At 60.9% G+C, this 12,914-nt stretch carries 14 protein-coding genes; 11 read left to right on the top strand and 3 right to left on the bottom strand.

Features of this window, described 5'->3' with window-relative positions:
- The first annotated feature begins 38 nt into the window (after positions 1–38).
- From EEQ99_RS14940 to EEQ99_RS14900, 9 genes are all read left to right on the top strand, one after another.
- Entirely contained in the window at positions 39–629 is a 591-nt protein-coding gene (locus EEQ99_RS14940) for a DUF2062 domain-containing protein (protein WP_028759157.1), read from the top strand.
- A gap of 38 nt (positions 630–667) precedes the next feature.
- Positions 668–1,072, top strand: coding sequence for a holo-ACP synthase (acpS, locus tag EEQ99_RS14935; RefSeq protein WP_063474237.1), 405 nt, complete (start codon positions 668–670; stop codon positions 1,070–1,072).
- A gap of 149 nt (positions 1,073–1,221) precedes the next feature.
- Positions 1,222–1,965, top strand: a complete 744-nt coding sequence (gene lepB, locus EEQ99_RS14930) for a signal peptidase I (protein ID WP_028759159.1) — start codon at positions 1,222–1,224, stop codon at positions 1,963–1,965.
- Positions 1,962–2,681: a ribonuclease III gene (gene rnc / locus EEQ99_RS14925; protein WP_047616253.1), complete on the top strand. Its 720-nt coding sequence runs from the start codon at positions 1,962–1,964 to the stop codon at positions 2,679–2,681. The genes lepB and rnc overlap by 4 nt, the downstream gene beginning before the upstream one ends.
- Positions 2,682–2,688: 7 nt before the next feature.
- Positions 2,689–3,630, top strand: a complete 942-nt coding sequence (gene era, locus EEQ99_RS14920; RefSeq protein WP_047616255.1) for a GTPase Era — start codon at positions 2,689–2,691, stop codon at positions 3,628–3,630.
- A gap of 151 nt (positions 3,631–3,781) precedes the next feature.
- Positions 3,782–4,534, top strand: a complete 753-nt coding sequence (locus EEQ99_RS14915; protein WP_047616257.1) for a Crp/Fnr family transcriptional regulator — start codon at positions 3,782–3,784, stop codon at positions 4,532–4,534.
- A gap of 324 nt (positions 4,535–4,858) precedes the next feature.
- The gene (locus EEQ99_RS14910) at positions 4,859–5,344 is read left to right on the top strand and encodes a response regulator (RefSeq protein ID WP_063474238.1); all 486 of its coding nucleotides are present in this window, start codon (positions 4,859–4,861) and stop codon (positions 5,342–5,344) included.
- 65 nt (positions 5,345–5,409) lie between these two features.
- Positions 5,410–6,180 (top strand): DNA repair protein RecO, encoded by a 771-nt coding sequence (recO, locus tag EEQ99_RS14905; RefSeq protein WP_127430670.1) that lies wholly within the window; start codon positions 5,410–5,412, stop codon positions 6,178–6,180.
- A 101-nt stretch (positions 6,181–6,281) separates the two neighbouring features.
- Positions 6,282–7,277, top strand: coding sequence for an aldo/keto reductase (locus EEQ99_RS14900; protein WP_127430669.1), 996 nt, complete (start codon positions 6,282–6,284; stop codon positions 7,275–7,277).
- A 276-nt stretch (positions 7,278–7,553) separates the two neighbouring features.
- Here EEQ99_RS14900 and EEQ99_RS14890 read toward each other — a convergent pair whose 3' ends face one another.
- The 3 genes from EEQ99_RS14890 to EEQ99_RS14875 form a co-directional block, all read right to left on the bottom strand.
- Positions 7,554–8,411, bottom strand: coding sequence for an MOSC domain-containing protein (locus tag EEQ99_RS14890; RefSeq protein ID WP_048338678.1), 858 nt, complete (start codon positions 8,409–8,411; stop codon positions 7,554–7,556).
- 245 nt (positions 8,412–8,656) lie between these two features.
- Positions 8,657–9,316, bottom strand: a complete 660-nt coding sequence (locus tag EEQ99_RS14880; RefSeq protein ID WP_174824459.1) for an HD domain-containing protein — start codon at positions 9,314–9,316, stop codon at positions 8,657–8,659.
- 180 nt (positions 9,317–9,496) lie between these two features.
- Positions 9,497–11,401, bottom strand: a complete 1,905-nt coding sequence (locus EEQ99_RS14875; RefSeq protein WP_063474241.1) for a putative bifunctional diguanylate cyclase/phosphodiesterase — start codon at positions 11,399–11,401, stop codon at positions 9,497–9,499.
- 409 nt (positions 11,402–11,810) lie between these two features.
- Here EEQ99_RS14875 and EEQ99_RS14870 point away from each other — a divergent pair, with 409 nt between their 5' ends.
- Complete coding sequence (locus EEQ99_RS14870) at positions 11,811–12,164, top strand: hypothetical protein (RefSeq protein ID WP_174824458.1); 354 nt, start codon at positions 11,811–11,813, stop codon at positions 12,162–12,164.
- Between the two features lie 142 nt (positions 12,165–12,306).
- Complete coding sequence (locus EEQ99_RS14865) at positions 12,307–12,822, top strand: superoxide dismutase family protein (RefSeq protein ID WP_063474242.1); 516 nt, start codon at positions 12,307–12,309, stop codon at positions 12,820–12,822.
- Positions 12,823–12,914: the final 92 nt, after the last annotated feature.

Below are 12,914 nucleotides of genomic sequence, written 5' to 3'. Positions count from 1 at the left end.
TCTTGTCATGGTCATGTGCGCTGCACTAAATACCGGCCATGTTGTTTCGCCGTCGCAAGCCTGCGGGATTCAAGGAAAAGATGCGAGAGCTTTTATGGCCCCGCAAAGGTTTCCTTCGCCCGATCCGTTACCTGACAATGCGCATCCTGCGCCTGAGCGCCTCGCCGCACGCGGTTGCGGCTGGCGTCGCCGCGGGTGTCTTCGTCTCGTGGACGCCGTTCATCGGCGTGCATTTCGTCATGGCCTTCGTCATCACCTATTTCCTCTCTGGCAGCATGGTGGCCGCCGCCCTTGGCTGCGCGGCCTTCGGCAATCCGCTGACCTATCCCTTCATCTGGGGCATCACCTGGGAGATCGGACATCTGCTGCTCAGCCGCGAGGATCATCTGGCCGGTCAGACGGTGGATCTGGCCGCGCTTTTCCATAAGCTGAATTTCACCGAGCTGTGGAAGCCGGTGCTGGAACCGATGCTGGTAGGCGCCATCCCGCCGGCGATCGTCACCTCCGTTGCGCTCTATGCGCTGACGTTCTACACCGTGAAGGGTTTTCAGACGCGCCGCCACATACGGCTGATCGAGCGGGCGCGCCTGCGCCTTGCCAGCCCGGCCGGCGACATGCCGAGCGTTTGAACCCGATCGAGAATTCTCAAGCGACGGAAGGTTCCGGCATGATCATCGGCATTGGCAGCGATCTGATCGACATTCGCCGCATCGAGAAATCCATCGAGCGCTTCGGCGAGCGCTTCACCCAACGCTGCTTCACCGAGGTCGAACGCGCGCGTTCCGACCGTCGGGCAAATCGCGCCGAATCCTATGCCAAGCGTTTCGCCGCCAAGGAGGCCTGTTCCAAAGCACTCGGCACCGGTATCGCCCAGGGCGTTTTCTGGAAGGACATGGGCGTCGTCAACCTGCCGAGCGGCAAGCCGACCATGGTTTTGTCAGGCGCCGCCGCCCTGATCCTCGAATCGCTGCTGCCCGCGGGCCACAAGCCCGCCATTCATTTGACAATAACCGATGATTATCCCTTGGCGCAGGCCTTCGTCATTATCGAGGCGTTGCCCGAGAACCTTTGATCCGGAGTGTTATCGCGACCCCCGTAAGCCTGTAGTCGCGACCTCTCGTCGCTTTTGACGTTGTCGCCATTGCCGCAATCGGCCGAAGCCGCTAGAGAGAACGACAGAAAGAATTGCGCCTCCGCGGCGTCTTGAAGGAATAAGACTGCGTGTCCGAAAAAGTCGAAGCCAAGCCGAACGCCCTCTGGGAAAATATCAAAGTCATCATCCAGGCGCTGATTTTGGCGATGGTGATCCGAACGGTGCTGTTCCAGCCCTTTACCATTCCGTCCGGTTCGATGATGCCGACGCTGCTCGTCGGCGATTATATCTTCGTCAACAAGTTCGCCTACGGCTATTCGAAATATTCGCTGCCCTTCTCGCCCGACATCTTCAGCGGCCGCCTGTTCGGCGCCGATCCGAAGCGTGGCGACATCGTCGTCTTCCGCTTCCCGCCAAATCCCGAGGTTGATTACATCAAGCGCTGCATCGGCCTGCCGGGCGATCACATCCAGGTGACCGACGGCGTGCTCTACGTCAACGGTAAGCCGGTTCCGAAGGTGGCGGACGGGACCTTCACGTCGGATTACAAGCTCGATCCGGGCGCCGATGTGCCGGTGTTCCGCGAAACGCTCGACAGCGGCAAGACCTACGATACGCTCGATCAGTCTCCGGTGTCGCGGGGTGACAACACCCGTGAATTCATCGTGCCGGAAGGCCATTATTTCATGATGGGCGACAACCGCGACAACTCGCTCGACAGCCGGTTCGACGTCGGCTTCGTGCCTGCCGAAAATCTTGTCGGCCGCGCCAGCGTCATCTTCTTCTCGCTCGGCAACGACACCTCCTTCCGAGAAATCTGGAAGTGGCCGACGAACATGCGTTGGGACCGCCTCTTCAAGGTTGTTGAATGAGCAAGGCGCAGACGCTTTCTGCGGCGGACCGCGCAAAGCTTGAAGGCCTGATCGGTCACGACTTCGCCGAAAAGGAACGCCTCGATCGGGCGCTGACTCATGCCAGCGCCCGCACGGAAAAGGGCGGCAATTACGAACGGCTGGAATTCCTCGGCGACAGGGTCCTCGGGCTCTGCATCGCCGAGCTTCTGTTCCGCACCTTCGGCACGGCAGGCGAAGGCGAGCTCTCGGTTCGCCTCAACCAGCTCGTCAGCGCCGAAACCTGCGCAGCGGTCGCCGACGAACTCAATCTTCACCTCTATATCCGCACCGGCGCCGATGTGAAGAAATTGACCGGCAAGCGCATGATGAACGTGCGCGCCGATGTCGTCGAAAGCCTGATCGCCGCGATCTATCTCGACGGCGGCCTTGAGGTCGCCCGCCGGTTCATTCTGCGCTATTGGCAGGGCAGGGCGGCGCGGGCCGATGGCGCCAAGCGCGACGCCAAGACCGAGCTGCAGGAATGGTCGCACGCGAAATTCGGCGTCACTCCGATCTACCGGGTTGATGAACGCAGCGGACCGGATCATGATCCGCGTTTCAAGGTGACGGTGGAAGTTGCTGGCATTAAGCCCGAAACCGGCGTAGAGCGGTCGAAGCGTGCCGCCGAACAGGTTGCGGCGACGAAGATGCTTGAGCGCGAAGGCATTTGGCAGCAATCGCCTGCCGGAAACTGACGGGACAATGACACAAGAAGAAGATATCGCGGCCGAAGCTGCCGCAGAAACCAGTGGTCCGACGCATTCGGGCTTCGTCGCGCTGATCGGGCCGACCAATGCCGGCAAGTCGACGTTGGTAAACCGCCTCGTCGGCGCCAAGGTCTCGATCGTCAGCCATAAGGTGCAGACGACGCGGGCGATCGTGCGCGGCATCGCCATCCACGACAATGCCCAGATCGTCTTCATGGACACGCCTGGTATCTTCAAGCCGCGTCGCCGGCTTGACCGCGCCATGGTGACCTCGGCCTGGGGCGGTGCCAAGGATGCCGATCTGATCGTGCTCTTGATCGACAGCGAGCGCGGTCTGCGCGGCGATGCCGAAGCCATCCTCGAAGGCCTCAAGGAGGTCCGGCAGCCGAAGATCCTGTTGCTCAACAAGATCGACCGCGTCAATCGCGAGGATCTGCTGGCGCTGGCCGCTGCCGCCAACGAGAAGATCGCCTTCGAGCGCACCTTCATGATATCGGCCGAAAACGGCTCCGGTTGCGACGACGTCATGGACTATCTGGCGAAGACCCTCCCGGAGGGGCCGTGGTACTATCCGGAAGACCAGATCTCCGATTTGCCGATGCGTCAGCTCGCCGCCGAGATCACCCGCGAAAAACTGTTTCTGCGCCTCCATCAGGAGCTTCCCTATGCCTCGCACGTCGAAACGGAGAAGTGGGAAGAGCGCAAGGACGGCTCGGTGCGGATCGAGCAGGTGATCTATCTCGAGCGCGACAGCCAGAAGAAGATCGCCCTCGGCAAGGGTGGTGAAACCATCAAGGCGATCTCGACTGCCTCCCGCAAGGAACTGTCGGAAATCCTCGAACAGCCGGTCCATCTCTTCCTGTTCGTCAAGGTTCGTGAGAATTGGGGCGATGATCCCGAGCGGTTCCGCGAAATGGGCCTCGATTTCCCGAAATAAAGCATGGCAAAGATTTCATCGGGCACGCGCCAGCCCTTTGTTTTCGCATAAAAAATCTGCCTCGCTCGTGGAACAAATCCGTGGCCTGCGCATTCTTTGATGAGCGGCGCGCCAACGTTGGCGCGCCGGTTTTGCGACGGCAAGGGCAAATATGGCGACGTCGAGACCCATCCATTCTTTCAAGACCCCTTGCGAGCAATGTCCTTTGCGCCCCTTGCCGCATTTCAGGGAGTTCAGCCGCGACGAGTTGGAATTCGTCTCGCGTTTCAAGAGGGGCGAGCTTGCCGTCGATGCCGGCTCCACCATCCTCGTCGAGGGCGCACACAGCGCTCATCTCTTCACGGTGCTTTCCGGCTGGGGCTTCCGCTACAAGATGTTGGAGGACGGGCGCCGCCAGATTCTGAATTATATCATGCCGGGCGACCTGATCGGCCTGCAGGGAACGATCGCCGGCGAGATGCAGCACTCCGTCGAAGCGCTTTCGCCCGTTTCCCTGTGTGTCTTCGAGCGTGACCGGTTGATGACGCTCTACAACAAACATGCCTCGCTCGCCTTCGACATCACCTGGATCGCCGCGCGCGAGGAACGCATCCTGGATGAGCATCTCCTGAGCATCGGCCGCCGCACGGCGCTGGAAAGAGCCGCCTACCTGATCGCTTTCCTGTTCGAGCGCGGCCGGAAGCTCAATATCTTCAACGGCCGCAAATTCATCCCCATCACCCAGCAGCACATTGCCGACACGCTTGGTCTTTCCATCGTCCACACCAACAAGACTCTGAAAAAGCTCGCCGAACGTGGGTTGATTCGCTGGCAGGAGCGCGGCTGCGAGGTGCTGAACGGCGAAGAGTTGATGGCGATCGCCGGTTGGGAAGGGCTCGGAGAGGGCAAACGCCCGTTCATCTAAATTCCATTCTCCGCGTCCCGGGCATGCTCTATCGCTTTGTTTTGGCGTTATTGCGATCGATTTCGATCGCTTGCTACCATCCACATTTGATGGGCAAACTCTCGCATTTCTGTGAGATCGGTCCGCCTGCGACGACAAAACTGCCGGTAGCCGTCTTGGCTTCGCGCAAATCACAGTCATCCGTCTGAGGACACGATTATTTGTCGACAGACTCCTGGCCAACCAGCTTGGTTATGTCTTTTTTAAATGCAGATTAGCATCAGGGAAAATAAGGTCGGGCATCATCTTTCCTCCGATTTTGATTCTTATCGACCGGGCAGAAAAATGGTTTATTCAGACAAGGTGGCGGAATTCACCGATAGCGTGCCATGCGGGGCACCGGAGGGCAATGATGTTGGCGAAACGGCCGGGGCGCTGCGACAGGCGCTCGACGAGGGGCATCGAATCATGAGCGCAATCCGTGTTCTGGTTCTTGAGGACAGTCTGATCATCGCGATGGAGGCGGAGGATATTCTGCGCCTGGCCGGCGTCGAGAGCATCGATATCGTCGGCAGCGTCGAGCAGGCGAGGGCTGCCATCGCGGCGGAGACATATGATTTCGCCCTTCTCGACGTCAATCTCGGTGACGGCATGAGCTTCGGATTTGCCCGCCATCTTTTCGATATCGGCATCCCCTTCGGCTTCGTCAGTGGCTATTCCGATACGGGCGATTTCCCACCCGACCTGCAGCACATCCCGCTTTTGGTCAAGCCTTTCGACGAAACGGCGATGCGTGACTTCCTGCTGAGGCTTTTCCCGGCTGTCGCCTGACGCGGTCCATGACAGAAACCGGTCCTTGGATTAGGATGGATTCGTCATCCGCAAGGACTCTTTCGATGCAGTGGCAAGACCATGCGATCATTCTGGGCGTCAAGCGCCACGGTGAGACGAGCGTCATCGCCGAGGTGATGACGCGTGATCGCGGCCGCCATCTCGGCCTGGTGCGTTCCGGCCGCTCGCGCGCCATGCAGCCTGTGCTGCAGGCGGGCAATGCCGTCGAAGTCACCTGGCGCGCTCGGCTTGACGAGCATCTCGGAGATTTCCGCGTCGAGCCGGTGACGCTGCGCGCCGCCCGCCTGATGGAAACGGCGACCGCCGTCTACGGCGTCCAGGCCATGGGCGCGCTGCTGCGGCTGCTGCCGGAGCGTGACCCGCATCCGCATCTCTTCGATGCGCTTGAAGTAATCCTCGATCACCTGCACAACCCGGCCGATGCCGGCGAACTCTTCGTGCGTTTCGAGCTTGCGGTGCTGAATGATCTCGGCTTTGGACTCGATCTTGCCGAATGCGCCGCAACCGGCGCCCGTTCCGATCTTGTCTATGTCTCGCCGAAATCCGGGCGTGCCGTCAGCCGCACGGCCGGTGCCCCCTGGGCGGACAAGATGCTGCTCCTGCCGCCGTTCCTCAGTGCCGAAGGCAATCATGCGGCCGACTTCGATAGTCTCGCAGCAGCATTCCGGCTGACGGGGTTCTTTCTGCATCGCCACGTCTATGAGCCGCGTGGCATCGAGGCGGCGGCGGCCCGCGACGGTTTCGTTCAGGCCGCGCTCAAGGCGCTCAATCCAGCCTTGCGGACGCTTTCCCCTCCGACTGGTATTTCCGCCTGACCTCGTTTTTTACGGGTGCAAAACATCCTCCGGATTTGGCGGTTTACCTGCCGAAGAGTGCTTCCTATGTCTTCACAGGATTGCCAATCAAGGAGGACCTCATGCTGACCAAGACCGCATCACCGACGACGATCACGCTCTGGAACGGCCGCGAAATTCCGCGCCTCGGCATGGGATGCTGGGCGATCGGCGGTCCCTTCTTCGCCGGCGACACGCCACTCGGCTGGGGCGATGTCGACGACGATGAATCCGTCGAAGCGATCCATCGCGCCATCGAACTCGGCATCCGCTTCTTCGACACGGCGTCGAATTACGGCGCCGGCCACTCGGAGGACATGCTCGGCCGGGCGATCGGCAATCGCGACGATATCGTCATCGCCACCAAATTCGGCTTTGCCACCGATCCGGAAACCAAGCAGGCAACCGGTGCCTTTGCCGATGAGGCCTTCATTCGCCGTTCGGTCGAGACCTCGTTGTGCCGCCTGAAGCGCGACCGCCTCGATCTGCTGCAGTTCCACATCAATGATTTTCCGCTGGAACAGTCGGATGCCGTCTTCGATACGCTGGAGGCGCTGCGGGCCGAAGGCAAGATCGATGCGTTCGGCTGGAGCACCGATTCTCCCGATCGCGCCGCCCGTCATGCCGGCCGCCGGGGCTATGTCTCGATCCAGCATACGATGAACGTCTTCGAGCCGGTGCCGGAGATGATTGCGGTGATCGAGGGGAAGGGGTTGATCTCCATCAATCGCGGCCCGCTGGCCATGGGTCTCCTCACTGGCAAGTTCACCGCCGACAAGGCGGTGGGCGCGAAGGATGTCCGCGGTGCCGCCCTCGACTGGATGGTCTATTTCAAGGACGGGCGCATCGCCCCCGAATTCGCCGCAAGGCTCGATGCCGTCCGTGATCTCCTGACCTCAGGTGGCCGCACGCTGACGCAGGGCGCGCTTGCCTGGCTTTGGGCACGCTCGCCGCGCACGCTCCCCATTCCGGGTTTCCGCACCGTCGCCCAGGTGGAGGAAAATGCCGGCGCACTGGAAAAGGGACCGCTGCCGGCCGATGTCATGGCGGGAATCGATGCCGCGCTTGATCGCGTCTGAAAAGGCTAGAGCCTTTCCGGGTTAGATTGCAGCATTCTGCCGGAGCAGGTTTTCGTCAGGGCAGAGGCGATTGGCGAAGGGCGTACCTCCTGGTACGTTCGAGCCGATCGCCTTTGATCCTGGCGGAAAGATGCCCGGCCCTTCGGGTTGGCTGAAACGGGCCGTCTGATCGACCGGCCGGCTTGGCCGTAGAGCTGGGCTACGACGCGCGCCGGCCGGTCGACCATCCGACTCCGTTTGAGCCAACAGAATGTTTCAATCTAACCCGGAAAGGCTCTAGGCTGCGGCGCGACGTTTGAGCGCCCAGCCTTCCGGTCTCTCTTCAACGATGCTGACGGCGTCGCCGACCGTAATCCTGCCGCTGCCGCGCGGCGTGACGTTCCAGCCGAACAGTGGGCCGGGCACGCGCCGGTCGGCCGACATGCGGATGCGGCCCATGGCCGGCATCGGGTTTGGCCCCTCGCGTGAACCGGTCAGCTGGTCTTGCGTCGTCATGATGCAGCGGGAGCAGGGTTTGACGAGATCGAAGCGGATGCCGGCGATCTCGATTGCCGCCCAGCGGTCCTCTGGCCAGGCCTCGTCCGTATCGATGACGATGTTCGGACGGAAGCGTTCCATGCCGACACTGCCTTCGCCATGGGCGGCGAGATCGGCATTCAATGCCTTCAACGAGCCGGTTGTCGTCACAAGGATCTGATAGCCGTCGGTGAAGGTGACGGGCGTGCCTTCGCCAGCCCATTCGGCATTCGCCGTTCGCCGCGCCTGGCCATCGAAGAAGACCAGCCGCACCTCGCGGCCGAGCCACTCGGAAAGCTGCCGGTTGCTCTCCGGATCGGCGACGGCGGCACTGACGGCAGATTTCCACACGGTCACATCCATGCGATTTTCAGGCTGAGGCGGCTGAACCGATATGTCAGGCTTTCCCTGCATCAGCAGCCGAAAGGCGTTCGCTTCCGGTCGCACCTCGATACGTGCGAGGTCTGGCAGCTCGCGCTGGGTGATGAAGTGCCCCTGCGCATCGGTGATCATCGCCCGTCGGTCGCCGGGAAGCCCGTAGGCGTCGATGTCGGCGGCCGGCAGCGCAATGCCGCGGGCGCTCTTGAGCGGGTAGATGAAGAGGTCGCTGACACGCATGTTGTGCTCCTGTAGAGATGCCCGGCCCACCGGCCGCACTGGTTCGCCATGCGAAGCAACAGGTGCGTCCGGCGATTTTAAAGTCTTGCAGATTTGCCAGGCAAATCTGCGGGAGGGTTGGCTGAAACGGGCCGTCTGATCGACCGGCCGGCTTGGCCGTAGAACTGGGCTACGACGCGCGCCGGCCGGTCGACCATCCGACTCCGTTTGAGCCAACAGAATGCTGCAATCTAACCGGAAAGACTCTAGATTTCATCCATGAAGGCCGAGAGGAAGTCGCGCAAGCTCTTGTCGCGCGCGGCCGCCAGCCTGCGGCCGGTCTCGGTCTGGAACCCTTCTGCCAGTTTGAACAGCTTCGTCTGGAAATGGTCAATGGCATAACGCTTGTCATCGAGCGGACGGTCCGCTGCCACCGGATCGAACGGATCGTAGAGCCCGGATCCTAGTCGCCCGGCGATATAGAAGCAGCGTGCGGCGCCGATCATGCCGATCGCGTCCAGCCGGTCGGCATCTTGCAGGATCTTCGCCTCCAGCGTCTGCGGCGCCAACCCGGCCGAGAAGCTGTGCGCGGTGATTGCATGGGCCGCGGCGTCAATATCCGCTTCGCTCCAGCCGAGTTCCGCCAGGATTGCCGATGCCTTCTCCGCCGCCAAAGCCGATGCTTTTGCCCGCAACGGCGAATTCTTCTCGACGGCGACACAGTCGTGCAGCAGCACGGAAGCGGCAAGAACCCGCCCGTCGCCGCCTTCGCCCGCATGGATGCGCATGGCATTCCTGAAGACGCGCAGGATATGCGCAAGGTCGTGCGAGCCGTCGTCGCCGTCGGTCGCATGCGCAATCAGCGCCGCCGCGAGCGTTTCGTGTGGGGAGAAGGCTTCGGCCTCGAACATTGCGCCACCTGTCATAAGGAAAATCGTTTCCGCCAACAGGGCATCGGGGCGGAAGTGATGCCGGCGGGTAAAGTATGCGACAACGAAGACACCGGGAATCGTAGCCGATTGTGTAGCGGCTTGCCGTGCGAGTCGCAATCGACGGCACTGCCCGTCTGAGAAGACGAGAGCGCCGCAACGCCCTGAATTGGGATCTCAGTGCTTGGCTTGAGGACGATGCGCCACGGCGCCGTTATTTGGCGGCAGGGAGAGAAGATGGGCCACGTCACCTGCAGGTCTTGGCGGGCTGATATGATAGCCCTGGATCTCGTCGCATTCCTCGCGTTCGAGCAGCGCCAACTGCGCTGCGGTCTCGACACCTTCGACCGTGACGCGCATGCCGAGCGCATCGCCGAGCAGGATGATCGCGTGCATGATCGCATGCGCTTCCTTGTTGTCGACGATGTCGTTGACGAAGGATTTGTCGATCTTGATCTTATCGAAGGGGAAGCTCGAGAGGTAACTCAGTGAGGAATAGCCGGTGCCGAAATCGTCCATCGAGATGCGGATGCCGCGCTCCTTCAGCGCATGCAGGATCGGCAGCACCTCGCCCAGATTTTCCATCAGCACGCTCTCGGTGATTTCGAGCTCTAGCCGCGACGGCGACAGCGATGCAGCGCCAAGCGCCTCGCTGACATCCTGCGTCAGGTCGCTGCTGCTGAACTGGATCGCCGAGACATTGACGGCGACCTTGATGCCCTCCGGCCATTGCGCCGCATCGCTGCAGGCCTGGCGCAAAACCCATCGGCCGATATCGACGACGAGGCCGACCTCTTCGGCAAGCGGAATGAAATCCATCGGCGGAACGCGGCCTCGGACGGGGTGGTTCCAGCGGATCAGAGCTTCGAAGCCGCAGACGCGCCGCTGCGAGAGATCATAGAGCGGCTGGTAGTGCAGCTCGAATTCCTCGTTCTCAACGGCGGCTTTGAGGTCTGCCTCAAGCGCGTGGCGCAGCTGCATCTGCGCTTCCATCTCGCCGGTAAAGAAGCGCTCGCGCTTGCGCCCATCTGCCTTGGCATGTGACAGCGCCACGCCGGCGTTCCTCAACAGGATGTCGGTTTCCTCCCCATCATCAGGGGCGACTGCGATGCCCATGGAGACGCTGAGTTCCACCTGTTTTTCGCCGTGGAAGAATGGTGCGGAAAGCTCTTGGCGGATCTGCTCTGCAAGCGCCGTCACGTTCCACGGCTGCTGCTTGCCCGTCTGCAGGATGGCAAATTCGTCCGAACCGAGGCGCGCCAGGGTGTTCTCCGAACCGGCCGAGATTCGGATACGCGCGGCGACCTGCTGCAGGATCGTGTCGCCGGCCGAAACGCCCATCGTGTTGTTGATCGATTTGAACCCGTCGAGATTGAGGTGGACGAGGGCTATCTGCTCATCCGGCTTGCGCTCGGTGAGCGTCGCATCGACCTGCTCGCGGAAATGGATGCGGTTCGGAAGGCCGGTCAGCGGGTCGTGGTGGGCGAGATAGGTGATGCGCTCGGCCGCCCTTCGATCCTCGGTAATATCGGCATGTATGGCGATGTTGCTGCCGTCGGCAAGAATGGTCACCATGCTCTGAATGATGCGGCCATCGTCCATCACCCATTCGCGCCGGCGGATGCTGCCGGTTCTTGCGGTTGCGGAGGAATGTCGCCCGCTCCGCCGGCCGGGCTTGGCCCCGGCGCTCTCTGTACCGCGCATTTTGGCCGTGAGATCGGCGATTGCCGCGCCGGCAGTGACATCTTCCTGCGTCAGGCCGAAGAGTTGACGGAAGCGGATGTTGGAAAGCGTCAGCCGCTGGTCGGCGTCGAAGACGCTGAGACCGAGCGGCAGATTGTTGAGAATGATTTCGAAGAGCTTTGTCTGTCCGTCGAATGCCTGGCTGAGGGCGGAAATATTGCCTCGCAGCGCATGGTTTTCCCTGAGCAGCGTCTCCGCGCTTCTTTCGATTTCGTCATAATCGCTTTCATGGACGCGATAGGTCGCGATCACAAGTTCCATCAGTCGCTGCGCATCGATCGATCCATCGGCGGCGACGGCCTGGCTACATTGCTGCCAGAAGAGCGCTTCAGCTTTCATGCCGATACATCTTGCGAGACGGCTGCGACGGCATGGTCGTCTTCATTGATGAACGTACCTCATTGCGTTGGGAAACCTCTAAAATTGATTTTTTATAAGCTGAACGCCTGGGTGGTGCCTTGTGACGCCCATTTTGTACGGGCCGGATTAATATTCGGTTGCAGTGCAGCAGCGGCGTTGACGCGATAGACGTTTGTTTTTTATGTGAAAAATCGCTGAAATACGGAGAAAATCGGCCCGTTGACGCTGGCGGAAGCCTGTACCGAGGCGTTCCGTTAACGTTTGTCAATCATCGTTAATGAGAAGTTAACAACTTATTGACGCACTGCGCAAATCAGTTTAACCACCGAGTCAACAGTGATTTTCCACCTTCGTATTGCGTACAAACACCACCGGCAAAAGGCGGTGAATGGAGGTTTGTATGACCAGCACCACATCCGTTTCAGACACCTCATATGCATATCTGGCGACGCTTTCGCGGCTCGATGCCAATGGCGATGGCGTACTCAGCCGCGGCGAACGTGCCGCCGACAAGAAGCCCGGCATCATCAAGGAGCTCCTCGAAGAGGACAAGGCCAGCGAGACGCAGCCGAAGTTTTCCGGCAGCCTGATTGCGCTGATGATGGACACGCGTGACAGTGGCACGGCAAGCAGCATCGCCGTTTCCTATCCGTTGCAGCAGACCGCGCCGACAACGGGCGATCAGCCCGAGGATCTCTACCGCAAGACCTACGGCCAGTTCGATTTCGACGCCGTCGCCTGAACGGCATCCCGATCCAGGTGATCTGCAAGCCGGCCGTTTGGCCGGCTTTTCTCGTTCCGTCTTCTTCGTTCGATCTTCCTCGGTCAGGAACACCTTCCGGTTTGACACGTTCAGGAGGACAACCGAATGGAAGGAGATCTCCATGAAAGCCATGCGCACCATCGCCGCTCTGAGCCTGCTTGCGGTCGCATTGCCGGCGGCGGCTCAGGACAAGCAGACGGCGGTCGCCAATTTCGTCGGCAAGGACGGCAAGGAAGACGGCCGCGCCCAGCTGACGGCCGCCGCCACTGGCGGTGTGCTGATCGAAGTCGAGATATCGGGGCTGCCGGCGAACAAATGGGTGGCCTTCCATGTTCATGAGACCGGCCGATGCGACGCCGCGACCCATCACGAGTCGGCAGGCGGCCACTTCAACCCTGGCAAGGCCGAGCACGGCATCCTTGCCGCCAAGGGGCCGCACGCCGGTGATATGCCCAATCAATATGTCGGGCAGGACGGGGTGCTCCGGGCGCAGATCTTCGACAGCATGGTCACGCTCGACGACAAGACCGACGGCATTCGCGGCCGCGCCTTGATGGTGCATGCCAATTCCGATGATTATCGCAGCCAGCCCTCGGGGGATGCCGGGGAAAGACTGTCCTGCGGCGTCATCCAATAATCCACGGGGCAACTCCTTGATCGGATCGATTCAAGGGCAAAATTATGCACAAATTCAAGGTGTTACATCGTTATTTGCACGTCTTGAACGAC

This window comes from Rhizobium anhuiense (assembly GCF_003985145.1).
Taxonomy (GTDB): Bacteria; Pseudomonadota; Alphaproteobacteria; order Rhizobiales; family Rhizobiaceae; genus Rhizobium; species Rhizobium anhuiense.
Note: the sequence above shows the minus strand (reverse complement) of the source record. Positions and strands in the feature narration are given on the sequence as shown.

Bases quoted from the DNA above. Each gene is read 5' to 3' on its own strand.
- EEQ99_RS14940 (WP_028759157.1), top strand. From the start codon at position 39: ATGTTGTTTCGCCGTCGCAAGCCTGCGGGATTCAAGGAAAAGATGCGA.
- acpS (WP_063474237.1), top strand. From the start codon at position 668: ATGATCATCGGCATTGGCAGCGATCTGATCGACATTCGCCGCATCGAG.
- rnc (WP_047616253.1), top strand. From the start codon at position 1,962: ATGAGCAAGGCGCAGACGCTTTCTGCGGCGGACCGCGCAAAGCTTGAA.
- era (WP_047616255.1), top strand. From the start codon at position 2,689: ATGACACAAGAAGAAGATATCGCGGCCGAAGCTGCCGCAGAAACCAGT.
- EEQ99_RS14915 (WP_047616257.1), top strand. From the start codon at position 3,782: ATGGCGACGTCGAGACCCATCCATTCTTTCAAGACCCCTTGCGAGCAA.
- EEQ99_RS14910 (WP_063474238.1), top strand. From the start codon at position 4,859: ATGGTTTATTCAGACAAGGTGGCGGAATTCACCGATAGCGTGCCATGC.
- recO (WP_127430670.1), top strand. From the start codon at position 5,410: ATGCAGTGGCAAGACCATGCGATCATTCTGGGCGTCAAGCGCCACGGT.
- EEQ99_RS14900 (WP_127430669.1), top strand. From the start codon at position 6,282: ATGCTGACCAAGACCGCATCACCGACGACGATCACGCTCTGGAACGGC.
- EEQ99_RS14890 (WP_048338678.1), bottom strand. From the start codon at position 8,411: ATGCGTGTCAGCGACCTCTTCATCTACCCGCTCAAGAGCGCCCGCGGC.
- EEQ99_RS14880 (WP_174824459.1), bottom strand. From the start codon at position 9,316: ATGACAGGTGGCGCAATGTTCGAGGCCGAAGCCTTCTCCCCACACGAA.
- EEQ99_RS14875 (WP_063474241.1), bottom strand. From the start codon at position 11,401: ATGAAAGCTGAAGCGCTCTTCTGGCAGCAATGTAGCCAGGCCGTCGCC.
- EEQ99_RS14870 (WP_174824458.1), top strand. From the start codon at position 11,811: ATGGAGGTTTGTATGACCAGCACCACATCCGTTTCAGACACCTCATAT.
- EEQ99_RS14865 (WP_063474242.1), top strand. From the start codon at position 12,307: ATGAAAGCCATGCGCACCATCGCCGCTCTGAGCCTGCTTGCGGTCGCA.